The sequence below is a fragment of the Novosphingobium resinovorum genome, from assembly GCF_036352595.1.
GTDB lineage: Bacteria > Pseudomonadota > Alphaproteobacteria > Sphingomonadales > Sphingomonadaceae > Novosphingobium > Novosphingobium resinovorum_B.
This window is the reverse complement of sequence record NZ_JAZFAX010000016.1, coordinates 66,221-92,404: the sequence shown is the minus strand read 5'-3', so window position 1 is coordinate 92,404 and position 26,184 is coordinate 66,221. Positions and strand designations below refer to the sequence as shown.

Annotated in this window: 14 protein-coding genes and 1 pseudogene; 6 read left to right on the top strand and 9 right to left on the bottom strand. The window is 67.8% G+C overall.

The annotated features are described in order from the left end of the window. Positions 1 to 24 precede the first annotated feature (24 nt). Positions 25 to 918 carry a pirin family protein gene (locus V2S85_RS15800; protein WP_330703829.1) on the top strand — a complete coding sequence of 298 codons (894 nt, stop codon included), beginning with the start codon at positions 25 to 27 and terminating at the stop codon, positions 916 to 918. A gap of 230 nt (positions 919 to 1,148) precedes the next feature. Next, positions 1,149 to 2,684, top strand: a complete 1,536-nt coding sequence (locus tag V2S85_RS15795; RefSeq protein WP_330703805.1) for a DHA2 family efflux MFS transporter permease subunit — start codon at positions 1,149 to 1,151, stop codon at positions 2,682 to 2,684. 15 nt (positions 2,685 to 2,699) lie between these two features. Here V2S85_RS15795 and V2S85_RS15790 read toward each other — a convergent pair. The 7 genes and pseudogenes from V2S85_RS15790 to V2S85_RS15760 form a co-directional block, all read right to left on the bottom strand. After that, positions 2,700 to 3,920, bottom strand: a pseudogene (locus V2S85_RS15790) (HlyD family efflux transporter periplasmic adaptor subunit); the annotation flags it as partial. Continuing rightward, complete coding sequence (locus V2S85_RS15785; protein WP_330703804.1) at positions 3,880 to 6,042, bottom strand: type I secretion system permease/ATPase; 2,163 nt, start codon at positions 6,040 to 6,042, stop codon at positions 3,880 to 3,882. The gene V2S85_RS15785 and the pseudogene V2S85_RS15790, both read right to left, overlap by 41 nt. Continuing rightward, positions 6,039 to 7,220, bottom strand: coding sequence for a TolC family protein (locus tag V2S85_RS15780; RefSeq protein WP_330703803.1), 1,182 nt, complete (start codon positions 7,218 to 7,220; stop codon positions 6,039 to 6,041). The genes V2S85_RS15785 and V2S85_RS15780 overlap by 4 nt, the downstream gene beginning before the upstream one ends. A gap of 71 nt (positions 7,221 to 7,291) precedes the next feature. After that, complete coding sequence (locus tag V2S85_RS15775) at positions 7,292 to 13,030, bottom strand: Ig-like domain-containing protein (protein WP_330703802.1); 5,739 nt, start codon at positions 13,028 to 13,030, stop codon at positions 7,292 to 7,294. A 347-nt stretch (positions 13,031 to 13,377) separates the two neighbouring features. Next, positions 13,378 to 14,847, bottom strand: coding sequence for an indolepyruvate oxidoreductase subunit beta family protein (locus tag V2S85_RS15770; RefSeq protein ID WP_330703801.1), 1,470 nt, complete (start codon positions 14,845 to 14,847; stop codon positions 13,378 to 13,380). A 156-nt stretch (positions 14,848 to 15,003) separates the two neighbouring features. Further along, positions 15,004 to 17,160, bottom strand: a complete 2,157-nt coding sequence (locus tag V2S85_RS15765; protein ID WP_330703800.1) for an indolepyruvate ferredoxin oxidoreductase subunit alpha — start codon at positions 17,158 to 17,160, stop codon at positions 15,004 to 15,006. Between the two features lie 6 nt (positions 17,161 to 17,166). Continuing rightward, entirely contained in the window at positions 17,167 to 17,940 is a 774-nt protein-coding gene (locus V2S85_RS15760) for a cyclase family protein (protein WP_330703799.1), read from the bottom strand. Between the two features lie 103 nt (positions 17,941 to 18,043). Here V2S85_RS15760 and V2S85_RS15755 point away from each other — a divergent pair, with 103 nt between their 5' ends. From V2S85_RS15755 to V2S85_RS15740, 4 genes are all read left to right on the top strand, one after another. Continuing rightward, entirely contained in the window at positions 18,044 to 18,508 is a 465-nt protein-coding gene (locus tag V2S85_RS15755) for a MarR family winged helix-turn-helix transcriptional regulator (RefSeq protein WP_330703798.1), read from the top strand. Between the two features lie 317 nt (positions 18,509 to 18,825). Further along, the gene (locus V2S85_RS15750; protein ID WP_330703797.1) at positions 18,826 to 21,129 is read left to right on the top strand and encodes a bifunctional salicylyl-CoA 5-hydroxylase/oxidoreductase; all 2,304 of its coding nucleotides are present in this window, start codon (positions 18,826 to 18,828) and stop codon (positions 21,127 to 21,129) included. 205 nt (positions 21,130 to 21,334) lie between these two features. Next, on the top strand, positions 21,335 to 21,796 hold the full coding sequence (locus V2S85_RS15745; protein ID WP_330703796.1) for a MarR family transcriptional regulator: 462 nt from the start codon (positions 21,335 to 21,337) through the stop codon (positions 21,794 to 21,796). Positions 21,797 to 21,807: 11 nt separating this feature from the next. Then, complete coding sequence (locus tag V2S85_RS15740) at positions 21,808 to 22,221, top strand: thioesterase family protein (protein ID WP_330703795.1); 414 nt, start codon at positions 21,808 to 21,810, stop codon at positions 22,219 to 22,221. Positions 22,222 to 22,239: 18 nt separating this feature from the next. Here the strand turns inward: V2S85_RS15740 and V2S85_RS15735 are convergent, their stop codons facing one another. Continuing rightward, complete coding sequence (locus V2S85_RS15735) at positions 22,240 to 25,035, bottom strand: EAL domain-containing protein (RefSeq protein ID WP_330703794.1); 2,796 nt, start codon at positions 25,033 to 25,035, stop codon at positions 22,240 to 22,242. A 201-nt stretch (positions 25,036 to 25,236) separates the two neighbouring features. Then, positions 25,237 to 26,172, bottom strand: coding sequence for a fumarylacetoacetate hydrolase family protein (locus V2S85_RS15730; protein WP_330703793.1), 936 nt, complete (start codon positions 26,170 to 26,172; stop codon positions 25,237 to 25,239). Between the last annotated feature and the right edge of the window lie 12 nt (positions 26,173 to 26,184).

Here is a 26,184-nt window from a genome sequence, read left to right as displayed (position 1 = left end):
CAATGGCGAACGCAGGTGGACGGCATGATCGAGATGGTGATCGAACAGCGGCGGCGCAGTCTCGGCGGCGGGCTCGATGTCGGCCGGGTGCTGCCCTTCGCCAGGCGCCGCATGGTCGGGCCCTTCGTGTTCTTCGACCACATGGGCCCGCTCGACGTGGCGGCCGGGGCGGATCGCACGCTCGACGTCAGGCCGCATCCGCACATCGGGCTGTCGACCGTCACCTACCTGTTCTCGGGCGAGATCATGCACCGCGACAGCGTCGGCTCGCAGCAGGCGGTGCGCCCGCGCGAAGTCAACTGGATGACCGCTGGCAGCGGCATCACCCATAGCGAGCGCTTCGAGAAGGCGCGCGCCGTGGGCGATCATCTCCACGGCATCCAGGCCTGGGTCGCCCTGCCCGAAAGCGCGGAGGAGACCGCACCCTCGTTCGCGCATCACGGCGGCGCCGACCTGCCGCGATGGGACGATGCCGGCGTGCGCGGCCAGTTGATCGCGGGCAGCGCCTATGGCCTGACCGCCGCCGTGCCGACGCACTCGCCGCTGTTCTATGCGCATCTCGACATGGCCGCCGGGGCCACGGCGGAAGTTCCCCCAGGGCACGCCGAGCGGGCGATCTACGTCGCCACCGGCTCGGTCGAGGTCGATGGAGAGCGCCATGGGGCAGGGCGGATGCTGATCCTCGGCAGCGACGTCTCGCACGTCAGCGCCGCCGAACCGGCCACGGTGATGGTGCTGGGCGGGGAGCCGCTGGGCGAGCGTTTCCTGTACTGGAACTTCGTCTCCTCGTCGAAGGAACGGCTACGCCAGGCCGCCGAGGACTGGAAGGCCGGTCGCATGAAGCTGCCCGATGCGGACGACCGGGAGTTCATCCCGCTCCCCGACGATCCGTTCCTGAAACCGCCGGCCATGTCCTGAGCCGGCCATCTCCTGAGACAGTGTTTGGAAATGGGCGGAAGAGCGCATTTCGAACGCGGCACCTGAAAGACCGCCTTGGCGGCAGGGGTTCCAATATGCTGCAGCGCACCTATATAGGCGGCGAGGATACGTTCACGCCAAGATGAGCGAACCCCGGCCGGGAGATCCCCCATCCGCCAGAGACCCGGAAAGTCGCTCATGTCCTACCTCGCCCATCATCCTGTGGTCCCATGCTGAGGCCGCGGCGGCGCGGTATCGCATCGGTCAATGCCGAAGTGCGCGACGGGATCGTCCCGGCGGCGGGCTCGCTGGCCAAGACGCAGGATCTGGGGCCGGCGCAATCGGGGGCGAACTACCGGCTCGTGGCGCTGATCGTGGCTTCGGCGCTGTTCATGGAATTCGTCGATGCGACAGTGCTGGCGACCGCGCTGCCGACGATGGCCCGCGATTTCGGCGTGCTGCCGCAGGAAATGAGCGTCGCGCTGACCTCGTACCTCCTCGCGCTCGCCATCTTCATCCCGGCGTCGGGCACGCTGGCGGATCGCTTCGGTTCGCGCACGGTGTTTCGCACCGCGATCCTGCTGTTCGTGCTGGGCAGCATCGCTTGCGGGCAGTCCCGATCGCTGGAAATGATGGTGGCGGCCCGGTTCCTGCAAGGCATAGGCGGGGCGATGATGATTCCCGTGGGCCGGCTCGTCCTGCTGCGGTCGGTCGCCAAGCGCGACATGGTCAACGCGATGTCGTGGCTGCTGGTGCCCGCGCTGATCGGGCCGATCCTCGGGCCGCCGCTGGGCGGGTTCATCGTCACCTACCTCGACTGGCGCTGGATATTCTACATCAACCTGCCGATGGGCGCGCTCGGGTTCTGGCTGGTCGGCCGCTACATCGCCAATATCCGCGAGGACGATCCCAATCGCTTCGACACCCTCGGCTTCGTGCTGAGCGGGATTTCGCTGGGCTGCCTGCTGTTCGGGTTCGAAATGGCCAGTCGTCCCGGCGAGGCGGAGATGGCGGCGATCCTGATCGGCGTCGGCGTGGTGTCCGGCGCCGGTTACGTCGTCCACGCCCGCAATCGGGCGGGCGCGATCCTCGACCTGGAACTGCTGCGCGATCCGACGTTCCGTCTTTCGATCATCGCCGGTTCGATCACCCGCATCACCCAGGGCGCGCAGCCCTTCCTGCTGCCGCTGATGATGCAGGTCGCCCTCGGATACTCGGCGGCGCAGAGCGGCACCATCACCGTGGCGACCGCGATCGGGTCGCTGACGATGAAGAGCATGGCCCAACGCATCCTGCGCCGCTTCGGCTTCCGGCGCGCGCTGATCTGGAACGGCGTGATCGCCACCGGCAGCTACGCCGTCTGCGGGCTGTTCGGCCCGGCCTGGCCGACCTGGCTGATGTTCCTGGTGCTCGTGCTGAGCGGGTTCTTCATGTCCTTCCAGTTCACCGCCTACAACACCATCGCCTACGACGGCATCGACAAGCGGCACATGAGCAGCGCTACGGCGTTCTACTCGACCTTCCAGCAGCTCATGCTCTCGCTCGGCATCTGCGTCGCGGCGATGGCGCTCCACTTCGCCATGCTGGCGAATGGCAGTTCCACGCCGGCGATGTCCGATTTCTCGGTGGCGTTCTGGGTCGTCACGGCGATCTCGCTGAGCGCGACGATCTGGAACCTGCGCTTCGCCAGGGACGCAGGCGCGGAAATCAGCGGTCATGTGGCATCGCCCGAGGACGACGTGGAGGAGCGGCGCACCGCCGCCTGACGATCGTGCCGCCCATCAATGCAGCCGCGCCTTGAGCAGCGGCTGCAGCAGATAATTGAGCACGCTGCGCTTGCCGGTGAGGATATCGACTTCGGCGACCATGCCCGGAATGATCGGCAAGGGCCGCCCGTTCCGCATCAGGTGGGCGCCGTCGGTACGGACCAGGACCTGGTAGTAGGCTTCCTTGCCGCGCACCGTGTCCTCCTCGATGGTGTCGGCGCTGATCCGCTCGACCCGGCCGTTGAGGTCGCCGTAGACGGTATAGTCGTAGGCGGTGATCTTGACCTTGGCGGACATGCCCGGAACCAGGAAGGCGACATCGCGCGGGCGGACGCGGGCCTCGATCAGCAGGCGATCCTCCATCGGGGTGATCTCCATGATCGGCTCGCCGGGCTGGACCACGCCGCCGCGGGTATTGATGAGCACCGTATTCACCCGGCCGCGCACCGGAGAGACGATCTCGGTACGGCGCAACTGGTCGCCCCGCTGCTGCACGATCGGGCTGAGCGCGCTGAGTTCGGCCTGCTTGTTCGCCAGCTCGGTATAGGCTTCCTGGGCATACGTGTTCTCGAGCTCGACCAGCTTTCCGGTATAGGTTGCGATGTCCTGCCGCAGCTTGAGCGCCTCCATCTCGCTGACGACCTTGCGCGCGGTGAGCGGCTCCACGATCGCGAGTTGCCCCTGGGCGATCCGGACCTGCCGGCGCAGCGCCTGCCGCCCCTGCTCGAGCTTGCTGCGGCGCGAGGCGAAGAGTTCGCGCTCCGACCGGACGAGCGCCGGATCCGCGCTCACCTCCGGCGGGAAAGTCACGGTGTCCCGGCCCAGCACTTCGGCCTGCAGCCGTGCGACGGAGGCCTTGAGCACGGCCGCCTGGCTTGCGGATTCTTCGTAGGACGTCCGGAAATGCGTCGGGTCCAGACGGACCAGCGGTTGCCCGCGCGCAACCATGTCCCCCTCGCGCACCAGCAGTTCGCCCAGCAGGCCGCCCTCCAGGCTCTGGATCTTCTGCATGCGGCTGACGGGCACCACCCGGCCGTCCCCGCGCGTCACTTCGTCGATCCGGGCGAGGGCGGCCCAACCCGCCGCGACGACGAGGCATGCCAGCATGGCCCACAGCAATGGCCGGTAGAGCGGATGCGTCGCCGCGCGCAGCGGATCGTCGAGTTCGCGTCTCAGCGCCTGGGGAGACAAGCCCTCAACCGCCATGTGCCGCCCCTGCATGAGCCCGGGGCTGCGCCCCCGCCGCCATCCCCGGCACTGCCGCCTCGACCGGCCCGTCCATCGCCACCATGCCGTCCCGCATGACGACGATGCGCTGCACCAGCGCCAGCATCGAGCGCTTGTGCGTCGTCAGTATCAGCGTCCGCTTGCCCAGCCAGTGCTGCAGGCGGGCGACGGCGTGGTCCTCCGTGGCCTGGTCGAAGAACGCGGTCGGCTCGTCCAGCAGCACGATCGGCGGATCCTGCAGGATCACGCGCGCCAAACCTACTGCCTGCCGCTGGCCGCCCGACAGGCTCCGGCTTCCCAGCAGCGGCATGTCGAGGCCGAGTGCATGGGCCTTCACGAACCGCCCGAGCCCGACGTCATCGAGTGCGGCGAACATGTCGTCTTCGCCGATCGCGCGGCCTTCCAGGTTGAGGTTCTCGCGCAAGGTGCCGTGCATCAGCGCCACGTCCTGCGGCAGGAAGCCGATGGCGGCGCGGCGGTCGGCCGGGTCGATCTGCATGAGATTCATGCCGTCGAGCATGATCCGGCCCGACGTTGCGTCCCCCAGCCCTGACAGCAGGCGCAGCAGCGTCGACTTGCCCGCGCCGTTGCCGCCGAGCACCGCCACCCGCTCCCCCGGCGCGACTGCCAGCTTCGGGATCGACACCACCGCCGGACCGTCATCGTAGCGGACGGTGACATCCTCGATCACGAAGTGCCCGCGCAGACGTTCGGCGCGGGCGAAGACGCGATCCTCCGGCCGCTCCACCGGCGCCGCCATCAACTGGTCAAGCCCTTCCAGAGCCACCCGCGTATGCTGCCACCGCGCGAGGATTCCCGCCGCCTGGCCCATCGGCGCTACCGCCCGCGCGGCCAGCAGCGAACAGGCGACGAGCGCGCCCACGGTCATCTCTCCCTCGCCGATCCGGTAGACCCCGAAGACGACGACGCCGACATAGCACAGTTGCTGCACCATCGCCGCGCCGTAGGCGAGGGCGCTCGACAAGGCGTGGCTCTGCCGGGCGGTCTCCGCCAGCCGGGCGGTCAGGCTCTCCCACAGCATCATGATGCGGCCTTCGCCGCGCCCGGCCTTGATCGCCTCCAGGTTCTCGACCGCCTCGATCAGGATGCTGTTCTTGACCGCGCCCTCACGCAAGGTGCGGCGCGACAGCGCGGCGAGACGCCGCTGCATGAGCAGGCTGGGCAGCACCATCAGCACGATCGCCGCAGCCGGGACGACCACCACGACCCCGCCGATCAGCGCGATGAAGGCCAGGAAGATCAGCGTGAACGGCAGGTCGCTGGCCAGCGCCGCGCTCGACGAGGTGAAGAATTCGCGCACCCCCTCGAACTCGCGGATCTGGCTGGAAAAGGCCCCGAGCGACGCCGGCCGCGCGGCCAGCCGGGTTTGCAGCACGCGCGCGAAGAGCTGGGTCGACAGCACGAGGTCGAGGCTCTTGCCCATCGTGTCGAGCAGGTGCCCACGCATGTGCCGCAGCACCGCTTCGAACACCACCGCCAGCACCACGCCGCCGGCGAGTATCCACAAGGTATCATAGGCGCCGTTGGGGACGACGCGGTCGTAGACCTGCATCGCGAAGATGGCCGTCGCGATCGCCAGCAGGTTCGCCATCATCGCACCCAGGGCGACCTCGACGTAAGCCTTGCGGTAGCGGCGGAGCGCACCGAAGAACCAGTGCCGGCCATCGGTGGCGGCGAGGGCGCCGGCCCGTTCGTCCGGGCGGTGGCGCGGCTTGGCGAAGACCGTGGTTCCGGTATGCAGCGCGGCAACGGCGGCCAGCGGCATCTTCTGGATACCGCCATCGGCATCGGGGATCCGCAGGACCGCGACGTCGCCCTCTATCGCGGCGAGCACCGCGGTTTCGCCGTTCTCCAACTGCAGCAGCGCCGGCAGCAGGTAGCCGGGGATCGCAAGGTCGGAACGGCGGACTTGCGCGGCGATATCCAGTCGGCGCATGGCCCTGGCCACCATGTCCATGGGCAGGAGGCCATCGACCAGCGGCAGCCCGTCGCCCAGTTCGCTGGCGCTGATGTGGCGGCCCAGCATGGTCGCCAGCAGCACCAGCCCTTCGCGCAGCGGATCGCGGCTGCGGATGGACCGGGCCTGGGGCTCGTGCCCGCGATCCGTCATCGTGCATCCGCCGCCGGCAGCGCGAGCAGGCCGGACAGGCGCCCGATCTGCGCCGCGACCTGGTACTGGATGCGCACAAGCTGCAATTCGACCTCGTTCAGCGATCGCCGCGCGTCGAAATGCTCGCGCTGGATGGTCACGAGATCGACGATGTCCCGTCTGCCGACCTCGAACTGTTCACGGTAAAGCCCGCCAAGCTGGCCCGCGTCGGCGACCTGCCGTTCGAGCGCATGCGCCTGTTCGGCCAAAGCGCGGCCGTTCGTGACGAGGTTGCGTATGCGCCGCTCGATATCGCGCCGTGCGGCGGCCTGCCGCCACTGTGCGGCGTCGATCCGCTCCCGCGCGCCTTGGGTGCGATCGAAGGCGGAAAGGCCCTGCATAGGATTGACGCGCAGGCGCAGCGCCAGGATTCCGTCGCTTTCCATGTGCCCGCCGATCTCACGGCTGAGCGCGGTCGCCTCGACGTTGAGACGCGGCAGGATCGACGAGCGGGCATCCTCGAACTGGGCCTGCGCCTGATGCGTTTCCTCCACCGTCTTGCGAAACAGCGGCGCGGCATCGATCAGCGCGTCGAGGTTTCCGGCACCGACCTGATCCGTCATCGGCGCGGGCGACGGCTCTGCAAGCGCATCGGGCCTGACGCCGACCAGCGTTTCGAACTGCGCCGATGCATCGGCGACGAGCCCTTCATCGCTCGCCAGACGCTGGCGTGCGCGGGCCAGTTCGAGCGCGGTGCGATCGGGCTCGCTGCGATCGGCATAGCCTGCTTCGGACCTCATCCGGGTCATTCCGGAGAGATCCTCGATCGCGGCGATCTGCGCCAGGTCGACCTCCCGCTGGCGCCGGGCCAGCAGCACGTCGAGATACGTCTCCACGACATCGAGCATCGCCTCGTCGCGGGCGACCAGCCACTCCTCCCGGCGCTGCCGTTCGGTTGCGCGCGCTCCCCGGACTTTGCTGCGGGTCTGCCCCCAGTCGTAGACCATCTGTGCGGCGCTCACCTCGTAAGCCCACTGATCCGGCGAAGTATCCTGCGGCCCACCTGATGCCGACAGCGAAGGCAGGTAGCCGGCCCTGGCGACATCGACGTCGGTTCTTGCCGCCTTCTCCTCAGCCGTCGCGGCCGCAAGCGTGGGGTTCCGCGCGATTGCCGCCGCGACCGCCTCATCGACCGTCATTGCCGAGGCTGGTGCCGGCACCGCAATGGCCCACCCGAGCATGACCTTGAACGCCGCTCCGCATGGGGATCTCACACCAGGACCTGAACGGTGTTTTCCTCGACCAGCACATGCGTCGCGCCGAAAGTGTAGACATCGTAAACCAGGCCACCGTGCGTTTCCGTCGTCCCGGTGCCGACCGCGCCGACGATGCGCAGCACGTCGTTGCCTTCACCGGTGACCTGCAGCGTATCGCCCGCATCGGTGATGGCGGCGACCTCGCTCGCGGTCAGCGTCAGCACGCTGCCGCTGTCGCCGCTGCCCAGGTCGATCCGCTCGATGTTGGCGAGAGTGCCCACCCCGGGGCCATAATCGAGATCGATGCCGTTCGAGAGCAGCAGGGTATCGAAGCCGAGGCCGCCATCGATCGTCGAGAAATTGGTCGCGGTGATTTCGACGGTATCGTTGCCCGGCCCGGCCAGCACATGGTCTCCCGCGCCGACGCCGAGGATCAGATCGTTGCCGCTGTTGCCGTTGATATGTTCCGCCCCGTTCGCGCCGGACATGACATCGTCGGCGAGCGTACCGTTGACGTCGATCTGGCCGATGTTCAGGGACAGTCCCGCCGGACTGAGGGAAAGGCCGTAGAACGCGCTTTCATGCCCCTGCGCATCGGTCGCCACCATGCCGAGCGAGATCTGCGAGCCGAGATTGAGGATGTCGGTCACCTCCAGGCCCAGCTGGTTGAGGATCGTCGGGCTGAGCAGGTTCAACACGAAATGACCGCTGGAATCCGCCGTGATCGGAAGCAGTTCCACGTTGAGCGCCGGGGTGACGACGCGGATGACCACCGTTGAATTCGGCTCGGTCGTCCCGCTGACGCCAAACTGCGGGCTGAAGGGATTGAGGCTGACCGCCAGCCCGAGATCTCCGATCGTGACCGGGGTATCGATGTTGGGCGCCACCGCGAGGCTGGCCACGTTGCTGGCATTGCCGGCCACATCCCGGCTGACGACGGAGACCTGCGCGTCGAGCAGTTGCGACCAGTCCAGGCCGATGTCGAGCCCCGTCAGCAGGTTGAGCGATGCCAGGCCGGCATTGTCGGCGGTCACCACCGCGCCGGCGGTGAGGCCTGCCACATCGGCGGTAACGGTCAGTTCGGAGCCGGGCTCGGAGGAAATGGTCAGAACGCTTGCCAGCAGCGAGAGCAGGGGAGTGGCCGGCGGCGTCGTGTCGATCACGAATCCTATCGGCGAGGATGCATCGCCGCCGCCGATGCTGGCGCTGACCGACGCCGTTCCGTTCGGCAGGGCGCCCTGGCTTCCCGTGGGCACGATACTGATGAGGACCGCCCCCGCCAGGATATCGCCGGCGCTCAGGATGTGGGTCGCCTGCGCTTGGTAGCCGTTCTGGCCGCTGAGGCTCGCGGTGATGGCCTGGCCCGCCTGCATGCTCGGCCGCAGCGTCACTTCGACCTGCACCCCATCCGCCGCTTCGGCCCCGTTGACGTATCCGTCGCTCGCCTCCGGTACGGTGATCTGCGGCGGTGCGATATCCGGCGCGACGATCGTGGCCGGCAGGCTTTCGTTGCCGGCGGCGTCGATCGCGACGGCGCTGATGGTCTCGTTCGCGATCAGCGGTGTCAGCAACGGCAAGGTGAAACCACCGCTGCCATCCGCCGTCACGATGAAGGGATGCGCGGTATCCCCGGCGATGACGATCCGGACCTGGCTGTTCGGTTCCGCCGTTCCCACCAGCAGTTCGCCGGCCGAAAGCAGCGAAATCACCGGGCTGGCCGGGGCGACGCTGTCGATCGTGGTGGTTGCCACGGGGCTTGTGTTGCCGGCGGCATCGACCGCCACGACATGCACCAGGGCCGCATCCGGCAGCGGAGCGGCCGGCGTGAAGCTCCAGTTGCCCGCCCCGTCGACGATCGCCTGGCCGATCGGGATGCCTGCGGAATCCGTGAGAAAAACCGTCGTATCGGGTTCGGCCGTACCGGAAATGGCGATGCCGTTGCTGGCCTCGACGAAAGGCGTCATCGGCGACAGGGCATCGATGACGATGCTTGCGGGCGGACTTTCGTTGCCGGCCTCGTCGATCGCCACGACATCGACCCCGGTGCCGTCCGGCAGACCGGTTGGCGGAGCGAAGCTCCAGTGCCCGGCCCCGTCGCTGGTGGTTTCGCCGATGAGGTTTCCCGACCCGTCGGTGAGGCGAAGGGATACCCCGGGTTCGGCCGAGCCTTCCAGCAGCAGCCCGGCGCTCGGATCGATCGTCGGGACGGCGGGCGCGGTGCCATCGACCACCGTGCTGACCGGGCCGCTGACATTGCCTGCGGCATCGACCGAAACCGCGATGACCACCGTACCGTCCGGGAGCGGCAGGAGCGGGGTGAACGTCCAGTTGCCATCGGCGTCCGTCGTCGCTTCGCCGATCAGTATCCCGAGCGGCGGAACGGCGGCCGACGAGAATGCTGCGAACCTGCTTCCGGTGCCGTCCATCAGCACGACCGTGGAATTGGGTTCCGCCGTGCCGGTCACCTGGGAACCATTGGTGGGATCGATAGTCGGGGCGGCCGGCGGCGTCGAGTCGACGGTGGTGCTTGCCTGGGCGCTGAGGTTGCCGGCGCTGTCCTGCGCGGCCGCATTGACCACGGTGCCATCGTCCAGCGGCACGGCCGGCGTGAAGTTCCATGCACCGAAACCATCGGTCGTAACCTGGCCGATGGCACTGCCGTTGCCGTCGGTCAGGATCAGCAGGGAGTTGGCCTCGGCCGTGCCGGAAAGCAGGGTGCCGTCAGTCGGATCGATGGTCGGCGCATCCGGGGCGACGGCATCGACGGTAGTGCTGGCCTGGGGGCCGACGTTGCCGGCGGCGTCCTGCGCGGCGGCATTGACGAGCGTGCCATGAGGCAGCGCCGTGCCGGGCGTGAAGCTCCAGTTGCCGGCGCCGTCCGCAAGCACCTGCCCGATCGGATTGCCCCCGCCATCGGTCAGGATCACCAGCGCTCCCGCTTCCGCCGTGCCCTGGACGGTCTCACCGTTTGAAGGTGCGACGACGGGCGCGGCGGGGGCGAGGGCATCGATCGTCGTGGCAGCCGCACCACTGGCGTTGCCCGATGCGTCCTGTGCGCTCGCCCTGGCGATAGTGCTGTCCGGCAGCGGAGAGGCCGGAGTGAAGCTCCACTGGCCGGAACCATCGGCATAAGTCTGCCCGATGTCGTTGCCATCCCCATCGACCAGGATGACGAGGGCATCCGCTTCTGCCGTGCCGGAAAGCACCGTACCGTCGCTGGGCTCTATCGTCGGCGTGGCGGGGGGGAGGGCATCGACGGTCACGCTGGCGGCGGCGCTGGTGTTGCCCGCCGCGTCTTGCGCCACGGCAGAAACGATCACGCCGTTGGGAAGCGGGGTGGGGGGCGCATAGCTCCATGCGCCCGATGCGTCCGCTACCGCCTGCCCGAGCGGATTGCCGGCGCCGTCGGTAAGCAGCACGATCACTCCGGGTTCTGCGTTGCCGCTGACCAGGGCTCCGTTCGTGGCATCGACCACGGGGACGGCCGGTATGATCGCATCGATCACCGTGCCGGCCTGAGGTCCGATGTTTCCAGCGGCATCCTGCGCCGTGGCGGCAACGATGGTCCCGTCCGGCAGCGGGGAGGGCGGGGTGAAGGACCAGTTGCCATTCGCGGAAGTGAGGCTCTGGCCGATGAGGCTGCCGTTGCCGTCCGTCAGAACGACCAGCGCACCGGCTTCCGCCGAACCGCTCAGCACCACGCCGCTGCTCGGCTGGATGGTCGGGGCGGCGGGGGCGACGGCATCGATGGTCGTGACGACAGGCGGCCCCGCGTTGCCCGCCGCGTCCCGGGCGATGACGCTCACCACCGTGCCATCTGGCAACGGGGACGCCGGGGTGAACATCCAGTTGCCGCTCGCGCTCGCGGTGACCTGGCCGAGGGGATTGCCGCTGCCGTCGCGCAGGATCACGGTCGAGAGCGGCTCGGCGGAGCCGGAGAGCACGGCGCCGTTCGACGCGGCGACCGTCGGCGCGGCAGGGGCGATGGCGTCCACCGTGATGCTGGCAGCGGCGCTGAGATTGCCCGCAGCGTCGCGCGCGGTGGCCTGCACGGTGCTGCCGTCCGCAAGCGGCGTGGTGGTGGTGAAGGACCAGTTGCCGGCACCGTCCGCTGTCACCTGCCCGATCGCGCGGCCGGCACCATCCGAAAGCAGCACCGTCGATCCAGCCTCCGCTGTGCCGGATATGGTCGTGGCATTGGCCGGGGCGAGGATGGGGGCGGAGGGCGCCGCCGCGTCGATGACCGTGCCGGCCTGCGGGCTCGAGTTGCCGGCCGCATCGCGGGCGATGACGGTCACCGCCGAGCCGTCGGCCAGCGCCGTGCGCGGTACGATCGACCAGGCACCGCCGGCATCGGCGACGACCTGGCCGACGAGGCCACCATCTGCGTCGTAAAGCAGGATCGTTGCTCCCGCTTCGGCCGTGCCGCTGACGATCGTGCCGTTGGACGGCGACAGGACAGGCGCCGCCGGAGCGATGCCATCGACGATGACCGTCGCGGCAGGGCCGGGTTCTCCCTCTGCATTCACGCCGGCAGCGGTGATGACGGTGCCATCGGGAAGGGGGGAGGACGGCGAGAACGACCAGGTGCCGTCTGCCGCGACGATGGCCTGACCAAGGGGAACGCCGGCGGAATCGCTCAGCATGACTGCGACGCCGGCCTGGGCGGTACCGGTGACGATGCTCCCGTTCGTGGGGGCGATCGAGGGAGCGAACGCCGGCGGCGGGGTCAGGTCGGGCGCCACGACGGTAAGCGGAACGCTGGCGTTCCCCGCACCGTCGATGACGGTCACGTCGATGGACTGGCCATTGTCGAGCGGCGCGGCGAAGGTGATCGTGAACGTACCGTCCGGCGCGATCTGGGTCGTATGGTCGGCCTCGCCGTCGCCATCGATATCGACGGCGACCGTCGCGCCGGGTTCACCGGTGCCGGTGATGCTCCCGCCATGGCTCGCGAACAGGACATGGAAAGGCGGCAGCGGCGCGACGATGTCGGGCGCGGTGACGCTGGCCGCCGGACCGACATTCCCGGCCGCATCGCGCACGGTGACTTCCAGCGTCTCGCCGTTCACGAGCGGCGGCGAGAGCGCCACCGAGAAGGTGCCGTCGGCGGCCACCGTGGCGGAATAGTCGCTGGTACCGTCCCCGTCGGCATCGACGCGGACGCTCGCCCCGGCTTCCGCACGGCCGGTAAGGCGATCGCCCGCGGCGCTCACCGAAAGGTCGGTGGCGGCGGCAGGGGCGGTCGTGTCCGGAGGGGTGCCCGGCTCGTCCTCGCCGCCGCTCCCTCCGCCGGCCGCCGCGGCGGCCACCAGTCCGCCGCCGCCCAGGATCGCAAGCGGAAGGACGAGCCCCGTGCTCAGCCCGCCGCCGCCTGCCGCCGCAACTGTCGCCGCCGCCACGTTAGGGGCATCGAAGCCGGCCATGGCATCGACCGGGACATAGGCAGCGGATGCGAGTTCCCCGCCGGTGACCTGGGCGAGATCGGCGGCCACCAGTTGATCTTCCTGGGCCAGCAGCAGGTGGGAACCGCGCGACGGATCCAGATAGAAGTCCGTGATGCGCACCAGTTCTCCGGACTTGAGGTGGACCAGAAGGTCCGCGCCCTGCCGGCTGTATCCGGCAACCCCCGCCGGAGCCACATCGAGAGCGACGCTGCTGCCGGGGGCGATCGATACGGCCCCTTCGACGGTCTGCACCGGTGCTGCGGGGATGCCCCCGGTTTCCGGAGAGATCTTTACCTCGACGGGCATGGCATGGCTCCCTGTGCGGGTCGAGCACTCGAGATCTCGACCGGGCACTGGAATAATCACATGGCCGGATTCGCCAATTCGGGTTTCCTCCGTTTCCGAGATGATTGTGAGGGAACCAAATTCCTTAGGAGCTTAGGGAAAAGTTTCGGGGGAGCAGCAACTCGATAACGGATGCAGTTGTCGTTTTGGATCGATAATATATCTTATGTTAAATTATGAAGGCTCCGCGCGCTTTGACGGCTTCAGCCCAGCGCGAACTTCTGCCCGTGAAGGTCCAGCCGGCTTGCCTACAGTTGGCTGCGGCAGGCCGTCAAAGCGCGAGGTTGGAAGCGAATCCCGGCCCGTCGTCAGCCGGCGAGCGCCTCGCCGAAGGCTGCCGACTTGTCATCCGCCAGCGCAAGTTCGCGCAGCCTGCGGATTTCCGCTCCCGAGCGGGCATGGCGATGGTGTTCGGCGATCAGGCGCTGGTAATTGCCAAGACCACGCTCGAAAGTATCTCCGTAACCTTTGATAAGACGCTGACACAGAACGATTTCAAGCGCCAGTTCGCGATCCTTCGCCGCCTCGGTGCGCACCAGTTCCAGCCAGTGCTCGATGCGCTCCTGCTCCTCGATGTAGCGCAGCGAGCGCGGACGGATCGAGCGCATCGCCGCCACCGTGCGCAGCGCCAGAAACCAGCGCAGGCCGGTCGTCTCTACGTGACGGCCCTCGGTGAAGAAGCGGCCGAGCAGCTTCGTCAGGCCCTTGCTGGCGAGGATGCGGCGGCCGATCCCGGCGGGCAGCGTCTCGCACACTTCCTGCAGGCGCGGGTGCATGAATTCGGTGATCGAGAGGATCTGCTCGGCGCCGGCCTTCACCTCGCCGCGCACGCGTTCGACGCGCGAGGCACGGGTCTTGAGGTCGGCGACGCGGATGGTGTCCTCGTAGGCCATCCACAGCGCGAGGTGGCGCGCGGTCTCGGCGGTCAGTTCGAAAGGCGCGGCATCGAGCGCGGCGACGGATTCGAGGCGATCGAGGTAGAGCGCGGCATAGGCGCCGTCCTGCCAGTCCATCAGCTTGGCGACGCCGTGCAGCGCATTGGCCTGCGCGGGCGCGGGCAGGTTCGCAGCGATGCGCGCGGCGAGCGCGCGGCCCTGCTCGGTGGTCGGCACGGGGAGATCGTGCGTGATCTCGTCGGGCCTGGCGACGGGCTGCTGGGCGCGGTCGAAGCCTTCCTGGAACCCCTTGAGGTTGCTCTTCACCGCGATGCCGCTGTGCTCGATTGCGGCGCGGTAGGTTTCCGCCGAGAACGGCAACCCGCCGCTGCCCGCCAGCGCGCCGAACATGATCGCGCTGATGACGCTGCCCGAACGGTCGGTCGCGGCCTCCATGTCGAAGCCGATGAAGCGCTTCGAGCGCTGGTACGCCGCCTCGATGATCTTTTCACCGTTGCCGCGTCCGTCGCCCATCGCCTGCTTCTCGCCGATGGCGTAGATGCGGTGGGTGGAGCCGATCAGCGTCGTGCGCCCCACGGTCGAGAACCCGCGCAGCAGCGCGCGGCCGGTTTCCATGAGTTCGGAGGCGACCACCACGTCGACGTCGCCCGGCATCGGCATCTGCGCCATCACCGGCAGTCGGCCCGAACCGTCGGGCTTCGCCAGTTCGACGTAGTACACGGTCGAGCCGGTGCGCTGCGCCACGCCGGGGACCGAGGTGCCCTGCGCCAGCCAGCCCTCGGCCCGGGCGACTTCCTGAATCCAGTCGGCCAGCACGCCGCCGCCCTGTCCGCCGAGGGCGAGGATGGCGATGGTGATGCGATTTTCGTTGGCGTTCGTCATGGTTGCCTCGTTTGTCTCTCTAATTCCTCCCCGAGCTTGCTCGGGGAGGTGGCAGCCCTTCAGGGCTGACGGAGGGGGAAGGCTGGGTTCTCCCCCCTCCACCACCGACTGCGTCGGCGGTCCCCCTCCCCGAGACAAGCTCGGGGAGGAATGGCTTCAGAACGCGCGCGCCGCGCGGGCCTTGTCGGCGCCGGCTTGCCAGCGGGCCATGATCGCGCCGCTGACCTTGGCCTTGAAGCGTTCGAACTTGCCCGGATTGGCGACGATGTGCGCGCGGTAGAAGCTGGGGCACAGCACCGCCGCGTGGCTCACTTCGCCGCACAGGCCGCAGCCCACGCACGAGTTCTCGACATGCGCCACCGGATCCTGTCGCAGCGGGTCCGGGTTGGGCTTGATCGTCAGCGAGGGGCAGCCCGAGAGGCGAATGCAGCTGTGATCGCCGGTGCAGGTGTCGCTGTCGACGCCGAAGCGTTCGCGCACCACGCGCTCGCCCGCCTTCAGCTTCGCCGAGGTCGCCTTCTTTTCGCGCCGCTGCTTGTTGAGCATGCATTCGGACTGCGCGACGATGACCTTGGGTCCCTTTTCCTCGGTCGTCAGCGCCTCGCGCAGCATCGAGGTCATGCCCTTGAGGTCGTAGGTGCGGTGCGTCTCACGCACCCACTTGGCACCGACGCCGCGCACGGCCTTGGTGATCGGGTTCTTGGTCACGCGATTGGCGTTTTCGGCGCGCGACGACAGGATATCCTGACCGCCGGTGGCCGCCGAATAGCCGTTGTCGATGATCATCGTGACGGTGTCGTCCTTGTTGAACACCGCATTGCCGACGCCCGAGGTCAGGCCGTTGTGCCAGAAGCCCCCGTCGCCCATGATCGCGATCGACCGCTTTGACCCCTCGCCTTCCTTGGGCTTGAACGCCGAGGCACCTGCCGCGCCAAGGCCATAGCCCATCGTCGTGTTGCCGATGTTGAACGGCGGCAGGATCGAGAACAGGTGGCAGCCGATGTCGGCCGAGACGTGCGTCGGGCCAAGCTCGCGCTCCACCAGCTTCATCGCGGTGAAGATCGGACGCTCGGGGCAGCCGGTGCAGAAGCCCGCGGGGCGCTGCGGGATTTCCTTGGCGACCGGCGCGGGGAGCGGGCTGGCCGCTTCCAGCTGCGGCGCCAGCGCGGGCGCGTAGGCTTCGAGGAACTTCGCCAGACCCTTGCGGATCACGTCGGCGGTGTACTCGCCCGAGCGCGGCAGCATGTCCTTGCCGACGATCCGGGTGTCCAGATCCGCGCGGCGGATCAGCGTGTTGAGTTCATGCTCGATGAACTCCGGCTGGCCTTCCTCCAGGATCATCACCGCGCGTTTGCCCTTGCAGAACGCGGCGACTTCCTCAGGGATGATCGGGTAGACGACGTTGAGGCAGTAGATCGGCAGCTTGCTGACCCCGTAGGAGTCCGCCAGCCCGATCAGTTCCATCGCGCGGTTGAGGTTGTTGTAGAGGCCGCCCTGCACGATCAGGCCGATGCCTTCGCCAGAATCTCCAGGGCTTTCCTCAGGCCCGAACCACTCGTTCAGCTTGTTGTCGCGGACATAGGCGATGCCTGCGGGCCAGCGCTTCTCGATCTTCTCGACTTCGTGAAGGAAGTTCGCAGGGGGCAGCACGATGCGGTCGGTATCGCGCACCGGGCTGGCCGCGGCCTCGCCCACCGTCAGCGGCGGACGCACGTTGTTCTTCGCCACGAACGAGCCGGTCATGTGGCAAGACCGCACGCGCAGTTGCAGCATGACCGGGGTATTCGAGGCTTCGGAGAGGCGGAAGCCCTGCTCCACCGAATCGACGATGCTGGGCAGGTTGGGGCGCGGATCGATCAGCCACATCTGCGACTTCATCGCGAAGGCATGCGTGCGCTCCTGCATGATCGAGGAGCCTTCGCCGTAGTCCTCGCCCACGATCACCAGCGCGCCGCCGGTAACGCCGCCCGACGAGACGTTGGACAGCGCGTCCGACGCCACGTTGGTCCCCACCACCGACTTCCACGCGACCGCGCCGCGCAGCGGGTAGTTGACCGAAGCCGCCAGCATCGCCGCTGCGGTGGCTTCCGAGGCACTCGCCTCGAAATGGACGCCGAGGCTTTCGAGCAGATCGTTGGCGTCGGCGAAGACGTCCATCAGGTGGCTGATCGGCGAGCCCTGATAGCCGCCGACATAGGCCACGCCCGACTGCAGCAGCCCCTTGGTGACCGCCAGGATGCCCTCGCCGGTGAAGACCTCGCCCTCACCGGCGGTGAGCTTGAGAACTTCCTTCTTGAATGAACGCTCCGCCACTTCGCCTTACTCCGAAACGAGCGCGAGGACGCGCAGCGGGCTGCCCGAACCGCCCAGGATCTTGAGCGGCGAGGCAATCACGATCGCACCGGTCGCGGGCAGCCTGTCGAGGTTTTCAAGGCACTGCAGGCCGTACTTGCCCGCGCCGTGCAGCAGCGTGTGCGCCGGATACATCGGCTCAAGCAGATGTGCCTGGCCTGCATCGGTGCCGATCGTTTCGACGCCGAAGCCCAGCGCGTCGCGGTCGAGGATGTACTGGATCGCGGAGGCGTCCGGACCCGGGGTGTGGGCGCCGTCGTCCTTGCGGTTGGTGTAGGCATCGACGTCCAGCTTCGACCAGTCGGTACGGAACAGCACCCAGGCGCCGGCGGGAATGGCGCCGTGCTCGGCTTCCCATGCCTTGATGTGCTCGGCCGTCAGGAGGAAGTCCGGGTTCGCGGCGCATTCGGCCGCGAAATCGAGCACCACGGCGGGCGCGACCAGCTTCTGCGGCGGCACCTTGTCGATGGTGTTGTCGGGCAGATCCTTGCCCGAGACCCAGTGGACCGGCGCATCGAAGTGCGTGCCGGTGTGCTCGCCCACGGTGAAGTTGTTCCAGTGCCATGCGACACCGCGCTCGTCGTAGCGCGAGATTTCCTGACGCGAGAACGCCGCCGTCTGGCCGAACGGCTCGGGCAGCACCAGCAGCGGGGTGTCTTCGGAGAGGGTCTGGGTCAGATCGACGACGGTGATGTCACCGGCGGTCAGCGCATGGGCGAGAGAAGCGAGAACGTCTGTCATGGACTTGGGCCTCCTGTTGGACCATTACGGCGAAGAGTATCGAATTAAGTTGCATATGCAACTAAAATGTCATGCCGGGCGTTTCGGCCCGCTGGAGCCTAGGATGAGCGAGGATTTGCGCCCTTTCGGTAACCCTGGATCGGAGGATTTCCGCCTCGACGCCTACCCGTTCTATCTGCTGAACCGGGCCGCGAGCCGCTACAACGTGGTCATCGAGTCGGGCCTGCGCGGCATCGGCATCGACATTCCGACGTGGCGCGTGCTGATGATTCTCGGCGAGCACGAGCCGCTGGCGATCGGGCAGGTCGCGAAGTCGGCGGTCATCAACCTCTCCACCATGATGCGCATCGTCGAGCGCATGACCAAGGCCGGGCTGATCGAGACGGCGCCCAGCGAATCGGACGGCCGCGTGACCGAGATCCGCATGACGGCCGAGGGCCGCGTGAAGCTGACCGAAGCGCGCGAAGTGACCGCGCCGCTTTATGACAAGATTATTCGCGGGTTCTCGGCCGGGGACTTTTCGAAGATGCTGGACCTGCTTGGGCGGCTCTACGACAACCTCGATTAATTCGTCGTCCCGAACCTGATCCGGGACCGCTGGCCGCACGCGTCCACCTCACTCGAGACGTTCGTCACCCTGAACTCGTTTCAGGGTCCATCCCTCGGTGTAAGCCGGAGCGAAGTGCCATAGTGCCGCGCTGGCAGCCTGCCATCGCAACGGCAGGGGCACGCGGCCCGATGGACCCTGAAACGAGTTCAGGGTGACGAGCGTATAGCTTGGGGGCCAGCCCTAAACCCCCGGACCGCCAACGCATTTCCGCCTCGATTAAACTTGCACGTGCAACCATATTAGTTTAGGCATGAAGCAATTCAGGAGAGACATCCATGCGTATTGCGTGCCTCGGCGGCGGACCTGCCGGTATCTACTTCGCGATCTCGATGAAGCTGCGCGACCCTGCGCATGAGGTCCACGTCTTCGAACGCAACCGCGAGGGCGACACCTTCGGCTGGGGCGTGGTGTTCTCCGACCAGACGCTGGTGAACCTGCAGGCGAACGACCCGGTCAGCGCCGCCACCATCGTCGACAGCTTCGCGCATTGGGACGACGTCGACGTCACCGTCGGCGAGAACACCGTCAGCTCCTCCGGCCACGGCTTCATCGGCATCGGCCGCAAGCACCTGCTGCAGATCCTGCAGGCGCGCGCCGCCGAACTGGGCGTGATCATGCACTTCGAGACGCAGTTCAGCGACGACCTCTCGCAGTTCGCGGACTTCGACCTGATCGTGGCGGCGGACGGCATCAATTCGATGGTGCGCACCGCCAACGAAGAGAAGTTCGGCGTCGATATCCAGACCAAGACCAATAAGTTCTCCTGGCTGGGCACCACCAAGCTGTTCGATGCCTTCGCCTTCATCTTCGAGAAGACCCACGCAGGCTGGATCTGGGCGCACGCCTACCGCTTCGACGAGACGCATTCGACCTTCATCGTCGAATGCTCGCCCGAAACGTGGACCGGCCTTGGCCTCGACGTGATGGAGCAGGCCGATTCGATCGCGCTGTGCGAGACAATCTTCGCGCGCCATCTGGACGGCCACCCGCTGATCTCCAACGCCACGCACTTGCGCGGCTCGGCGGCGTGGATCAACTTCCGCCGCGTGATCTGCAAGCAGTGGTCGTTCGACAACGTCGTGCTGCTTGGGGATGCCGCGCACACCGCGCACTTCTCGATCGGTTCGGGCACCAAGCTGGCGCTGGAAGATGCGATCAAGCTGGCGCAAGTGCTGGACCGACCCGGCATCACGGGGCGCGAGGAACTGGCCGCCGCGCTCGCCGAATATCAGGAGGAGCGCCATGTCGAGGTGCTCAAGATCCAGAACTCGGCGCGCAATTCGACGGAATGGTTCGAGACGCTGGATCGCTACCTCGGCTTCGACCTGCCGCAGTTCGCCTATTCGCTGATGACCCGCTCGCAGCGCGTCAGCCACGAGAACCTGCGCCTGCGCGACGCCGCCTGGCTGGAGGGGCTGGAGCGCTGGTTCTGGGCGGGCAACGAAGGCCGCAACGTGCCGGTGCAGCCGATGTTCACGCCTTATACCCTGCGCGGGATGACGGTGCCCAACCGGGTGGTGATCCCGGCGATGCTGACGTACTCGGCCGATGCCGACGGCTATGCCACCGACTTCCACTCGGTCCACTACGGTTCGCGCGCGCTGGGCGGCGCGGGTCTGGTCGTCACCGAGATGCTCGCCGTCGCGCCCGAAGGCCGCACCACCCCCGCCTGCCCCGGCCTGTGGCACGACGGTCAGGCCGAGCGCTGGACCGCCTTCAACCAGTTCGCGCACCAGCACTCGGCGGCCAAGACCTGCGCACAGATCGGCCATGCCGGTGCCCGCGCCGCGTGTCAGGTGCCCGGTGAAGGTGTGGGCTACGACGTGCCGATGGACGCGCCGTGGCCGATCGTCTCCGCCAGCGCGCAGGCGTGGCGCAAGGGCGGCACGGTCCCGCAGGCATTGGACGCGAAGGGAATGGACCGCATCGTCCAGCAATTCGTCGCCACCGCCATGCTGGCCGACAAGGCCGGCTTCGACATGCTCGAGGTGCAGGCGGGCCACGGCAACCTGCTCTCGGCCTTCATCACCCCGGTGATGAACGCGCGCGAGGACGCCTTCGGCGGCTCCCTTGAAAACCGCATGCGTTTCCCGCTGCGCGTGGTCGAGGCGGTCCGCGCCGCATGGCCGCAGGACAAGCCGCTGGCGGTGCGCATCTCGGCCAACGACTGGGTCGGCGAAGCGGGCGTGACCCCGGCCGAGGCGGTCGAGATCGCCCGGCTGCTGCGCGAAGCAGGCGTGGACATCGTCGACGTTTCCGCCGGTGAAACCGCCCCCGAAGGCCGCCCGGTCTTCGGCCGCATGTTCCAGACCCCGTTCGCCGACCAGATCCGCAACGAGGCAGGCGTACCGACGATCGCGGTGGGCAACATCGCCGATGCCGATCAGGTCAACTCGATCCTGACGGCGGGCCGCGCGGATCTCGTCGCGCTGGGCCGCACGCACCTGTTCGACCCGGTGTGGACGCTGCGCGCCGCGGCCTCGGCCGGGTATGAGGAACAGCCGATCCCCGCGCCCTACAAACTGGGCCAGCAGATGGCGATGCGCGCCGCGAAACAGGCGGAGGGCGCACGGGCCTGACCCTCGCGCCCGGCGGCCGGGGCTTCGACGAGCTCAGCCTGAGCGGAATTGGGAGGTTCATTCCAACCCCGCTCACCCTGAGCTTGTCGAAGGGGCTGCTTCAACGCAGGGTTGCTTGCCCGAAAGAAACTTTATGCCTGCAGGAATCGACATAATCGCATCCCCCGCTATGGAACCTCCTGGAAAACGAGGAGCCTTGGCGACGATGGAAAAGACGATTCCCGGCAGCACCGCGCCGTCCGGCACGCTCGACTTGCGCGTCTGGGTGCGCCTGCTCGACTGCGCGAAGATCATCGAGAAGCGCCTGCGCCGCAATTTCGAGGACCAGTTCTCCACCACCCTGCCCCGCTTCGACATCCTCGCGACGCTGGACCGCGCGCCGGACGGCCTGCGCATGGGCGAACTGTCGCGCGCGCTGCTCGTCTCCAACGGCAACGTCACCGCGATCGTGCGCCAGCTGCAGGAACAGGGCCTCGTCTCTTCGTACACCGATCCGGAAGACGCCCGCTCCGCCATCGTCTCGCTCACGCCGAACGGCCGCGTCCAGTTCGCCGCGCTGGCGGAGGCCCACCACGGCTGGGTGCGCGAAGCCCTCGCCGACTTTCCCGAGGACAGCCAGCGCCAGCTCCTGGCCCTGCTGACCCAGCTCAAGACTTCCATTCTCTAGGATCCGCGCCGATGCCCTTCACCACCACCGCGCAAGTGCGTTTCGCAGATGTCGACCCGGCGGGGATCGTCTTCTACCCCCGCTATTTCGAGATGCTCAACGGTGCGGTGGAGGACTGGTTCGCCCAGGAACTCGGGCTCGACTTCGCGGCCATGCACCTCGATCACCACATCGGCGTGCCGACGGTCAAGCTGGAGGTGGAGTTCCTCTCGCCGAGCCGCCTCGGCGACAAGCTCGACATCACCATCACCGCCCAGCACCTCGGTCGCACCAGTTGCGGGATCGAGGTGGTGTTCGCCGGCGAGGGACGCGAGCGCCTGCGCGCGCGGGTGGTGCTGGTCTGCATGGACCTGAACATCCATCGCCCGGTGGAATGGCCGCAGGGCGTGCGCGCCGCCATCGAAGCCGGGCTGGTCCCCGCCTGACGGCAGTTCGGTCGCGGCTCAGCCCGCGACCCGCAGCGACCCTTCGAGCGCCAGCGGGAACGGCGCCCGGCCCGGGCGGCCGAAGTAGTAGCCCTGGGCCTGATCGCAGCCCTGCTCCCGCAGCAGCGCGGCCTGGTCCCCCGTCTCCACGCCCTCCGCGAGCACCGGCATGTTGAGGCTCTGGCCAAGCGCCAGCACCGCCTTGATGATCGCGCGCGCTTCCGCGCTGCGCTGCGACTTGAGCACGAACGACTTGTCGATCTTGATCTTGTCGAACGGGAACGAATGCAGGGTATCGAGCGAGGAATAGCCGGTGCCGAAATCGTCGATGGCGATGCTGACGCCCAGCGCCTTGATCTGGCGCAGCAGGTGCAGCGCGCGCAGCTTGTCGGCGATGATCGCGGTCTCGGTGATCTCCAGCTCCAGTCGCGCGGCGGGAAGCCCGGTTTCGACCAGGATGCCGCGCACCACGTCGGCGAGGTCGGGCTGCAGCAGCTGCACCGCCGAGAGGTTGACCGCCACCTTCAGGCCGGCGGGCCAGTCGCGGGCTTCGCGGCAAGCCTCGCGCAGCACCCATTCGCCGATGCGGAAGATCTCGCCCGTTTCCTCGGCGACCGGGATGAACTCGACCGGCGAAACCAGGCCCCGGGTCGGATGCCGCCAGCGCAGCAGCGCCTCGTAGCCGTTGGGCTCTCCGTCCACGAGCGAATGCTGCGCCTGGTAGACGAGCGACAATTCGTCGCGCTCGATCGCCAGGCGCAAGTCGTGGGCGATCTGCCGCCGGGCGCGCGCGGTCTCGTCCATCTCGGGCTCGTAGTAGGCGATGCGCTCGCCCAGCCCGCCCTTGGCGCGGTACATCGCGAGGTCGGCGTTGTTGAGGATCTGCTCGCGCCACTCGCCGTCATGCGGGAAGATGGCGACACCGATGCTCGCGCCCAGGTGGAAGGCATTGTCGGCCGGCCCCAGCGGCGTCGCGAAGCAGCTTTCCAGGCGGTCGAGGAAGCTCGCCAGTTCCGCGCGATCGCGGAACCGCTTGGCCGCCGCGAACTCGTCGCCGCCAAGCCGGGCGACGACCTCGCCGTCGAGCAGGACGTCGAGCAGCCGCTTCGACAGCAGTTGCAGCGCCATGTCGCCGGCCCCGTGGCCACGCGTGTCGTTGATTTCCTTGAACCGGTCGAGGTCGATCATGACCGTGGCGAGCTGGTGCCCGAAGTGCCGGGCCTGCTCCAGTTCGGCGTCGATCCAGTGCGCGAACGACGATCGGTTGGGCAGCCCGGTCAGGCTGTCGTGCATCGCCATGTGGGCGATCTTGTCCTCCGAGCGGCGCCGCTCGGTAATGTCCTCGAAGGTGACGACGCGGCCGCCGCCCGGCATCGCCCTGCTCGTCATCGCGACGACCAGATGCTCGCCCACGTCCAGTACCACCGGCGATCCGCCCGGAAGTTCGAAGCACTGCACGACCTGGCGGTGCAGGAATTCGGCGTCACGCTCGGACAGCCCGCGGGCGACCTGCACCGCAGCCGCGGCATCGGCTACCGCCGCCAGCGTCTGCCCGCGCAGCGTCACTGCGGGATCGATGCCCCAGATCTGCGCGAAGCGGGAATTGGCCATCAGCAGCTCGCGCTGCGCATCGAACAGGCACAGCCCCTGGTGCATGTTGCCCAGCGCCGCGTCGAGATGCCCGGCGAGTTCGCGCAGGCGGTCCTCGTCTTCCTTGAAGCGCGTCATGTCGCGGGTGATCTTGGCGAAGCCGATGTGCTGGCCCTGCTCGTCGGTGACTTTCTCGATGGTGACGTGCGCCCAGAAGCGCGTGCCGTCGCGGCGCAGGCGCCAGCCTTCGCCGGTGAACTTGCCGTTCTCCAGCGCCAGCCCGACGGCATGTTCGTGGGCCCGCTGCGCGCGGTCTTCCGGGGTATAGAACGCCGCCAGCGGCAGGCCGATGGCCTCGTGGGCGTCATAGCCCTTCAACCGCTGCGCGCCGGCATTCCAGTTCACCACATGCGCCTCGCGGTCGAGCATGTAGATGGCGCAGTCGGTGATGCCCTGGACCAGGATGCTCATCGCCCGTTCGCTGGCGTGCAGCGCCATGCGCGCCCTGCGGGCCATCGCCAGCAGCGCCGTGCAGAGCGTCAGCAGTCCCAGCGAGCCGCCGGCGATCATCGCGGCCATGCTCTGCGAGGACAGCAGCACGTCGTCCGGGCGCCCCAGCGGCGCCGCGGTCAGTTGCATCCCGGCCATGCCGGTGAAGTGCAGGAGCAGGACCGACAGGGCCAGCAGCAGGCTCGCCCCCAGCCCGCTGCGCAGCGAGTGCCCGCGTACCGCCAGTCGCAGCGCCGGATAGCCGGGCAGGATCGCAAAGAGCAGCGAAGCCGCCACATAGCCCGCGCGCCAGTGCATCTCGGCCGGGATTTCCAGCGCCGACATGCCGATATAGTGCATGCCCGCGATGCCCCCGCCACCCAGGACGGCGGCGGCCGCCAGCCCCCGGCGCTCGGGCCAGCCCAGCGCGACGAAGAAGCTGATCGTCGTCATCGCGATCGCGATCGCCAGCGATACGATCGTCGCCGGCACGCCGTAGCCGACGATCACGCCCGGGTCGTAGCCGAGCATCGCCACGAAATGCGTCGCCCAGATGCCGAAGCCGATCGCGAAGCCGGCCCCGACCGTCCAGCGCACCGCCGCCGGCCCCGAGATATGCCGGGCATGGCGCAGCAGCAGCACCGAACTCGCCGCCGCCACCAGGCAGATCACCCCGGCAAGCACCACGAGCCGGTGGTCGTGCTGGTCATGAATGCACAGCAGAATATCGAACATGCGTAGCGCGCCCCAAGATTGCGCCTCGCTGTTAGGCATAATTGGTTAACGCGGACCTAAGGTTGAATGTCTGCAACGGTTTGAACGCGGCGTTTTCGGCAAAAAAAGGGGGCCCTTTGGCAGGGCCCCCGTCGTAAGTCAGGGAGGATGTTCTTCCTTGAGGAAGCCTGGTGTCAGGCCCGAAGCTTCAGGCCCGAAATTTCAAGCCTTGATGACCGAGTGGGTTAGCGAGCCGATCTTCTCGACGGTGGCCGTGATCACGTCACCCGGCCAGACCCACTCCTGCGGGTCCATGCCGGCGCCGACGCCCGCCGGGGTGCCGGTGGCGATGATGTCGCCCGGCTCAAGGGTGATGCCCTTCGAGATGTCGGCGACCAGTTCGTCGACCTTGAACAGCATGAAGGCGGTGTTGCTCGACTGCTTGGTCACGCCGTTGACGGTGAGCGAGAGGTCGAGGGTCTGCGGATCGCCCAGTTCGTCGGCGGTGACCACGACCGGGCCCATCGGCGCGAAAGTGTCCTGCCCCTTCGAGTAGATCCACTGGCCGGCACGGCGGCAGTCGCGCGCGCTCATGTCGATGCAGACGGTATAGCCGAACACGTAGTTCAGCGCGTCCTCGCGGGCGACGCCCTTGGCCTTGGTGCCGATGATCGCGGCGAGTTCGACTTCCCAGTCGAGCTGCTGGGTGATCTCGCCGTTGTGGCGGATCGGCTCGCCCGGCGCGATCACCGAGGTCGGCGGCTTGGAGAAGATCACCGGCTGGCGCGGCAGCTCGGGCGAGGTGTCGAGCGACTTGGCGCTCTCGGCGACGTGCTCGGTGTAGTTGAGGCCGATACCGAAGATGTTCTTGCGCGGGCGCGGGATCGGCGCGAGCAGGATCACGTTGGCGAAGGGGATCGCGGTGCCGAGCGGGAACAGGCCCTCGGCCTGCTCGATCAGCTTGGAGGCGATCAGGACCGCCTGCGGGCCGAGGTCGATGAATTCGAGCATCGTCGCGGGGAAGGGAACGCCCATTTCCTCGCCGAACAGTTCGAGGTCGAGCACGAGATCGTTGGCAGCACCGGGGCCGAACCCGGAGACGAGGGCGCCGAGCCGGGCTTCGGCTTCGACATTGGCACGGTAGGTAACGAGACGCATTGGGTTATTCCC

What these genes read in the sequence shown, in the direction of transcription:
- V2S85_RS15735 (WP_330703794.1), bottom strand. Translation starts at nt 25,035, where the DNA reads ATGTTCGATATTCTGCTGTGCATTCATGACCAGCACGACCACCGGCTC.
- V2S85_RS15795 (WP_330703805.1), top strand. Translation starts at nt 1,149, where the DNA reads ATGCTGAGGCCGCGGCGGCGCGGTATCGCATCGGTCAATGCCGAAGTG.
- V2S85_RS15800 (WP_330703829.1), top strand. Translation starts at nt 25, where the DNA reads ATGATCGAGATGGTGATCGAACAGCGGCGGCGCAGTCTCGGCGGCGGG.
- V2S85_RS15750 (WP_330703797.1), top strand. Translation starts at nt 18,826, where the DNA reads ATGCGTATTGCGTGCCTCGGCGGCGGACCTGCCGGTATCTACTTCGCG.
- V2S85_RS15770 (WP_330703801.1), bottom strand. Translation starts at nt 14,847, where the DNA reads ATGACGAACGCCAACGAAAATCGCATCACCATCGCCATCCTCGCCCTC.
- V2S85_RS15780 (WP_330703803.1), bottom strand. Translation starts at nt 7,220, where the DNA reads ATGACGGTCGATGAGGCGGTCGCGGCGGCAATCGCGCGGAACCCCACG.
- V2S85_RS15785 (WP_330703804.1), bottom strand. Translation starts at nt 6,042, where the DNA reads ATGACGGATCGCGGGCACGAGCCCCAGGCCCGGTCCATCCGCAGCCGC.
- V2S85_RS15775 (WP_330703802.1), bottom strand. Translation starts at nt 13,030, where the DNA reads ATGCCCGTCGAGGTAAAGATCTCTCCGGAAACCGGGGGCATCCCCGCA.
- V2S85_RS15745 (WP_330703796.1), top strand. Translation starts at nt 21,335, where the DNA reads ATGGAAAAGACGATTCCCGGCAGCACCGCGCCGTCCGGCACGCTCGAC.
- V2S85_RS15755 (WP_330703798.1), top strand. Translation starts at nt 18,044, where the DNA reads ATGAGCGAGGATTTGCGCCCTTTCGGTAACCCTGGATCGGAGGATTTC.
- V2S85_RS15730 (WP_330703793.1), bottom strand. Translation starts at nt 26,172, where the DNA reads ATGCGTCTCGTTACCTACCGTGCCAATGTCGAAGCCGAAGCCCGGCTC.
- V2S85_RS15740 (WP_330703795.1), top strand. Translation starts at nt 21,808, where the DNA reads ATGCCCTTCACCACCACCGCGCAAGTGCGTTTCGCAGATGTCGACCCG.
- V2S85_RS15760 (WP_330703799.1), bottom strand. Translation starts at nt 17,940, where the DNA reads ATGACAGACGTTCTCGCTTCTCTCGCCCATGCGCTGACCGCCGGTGAC.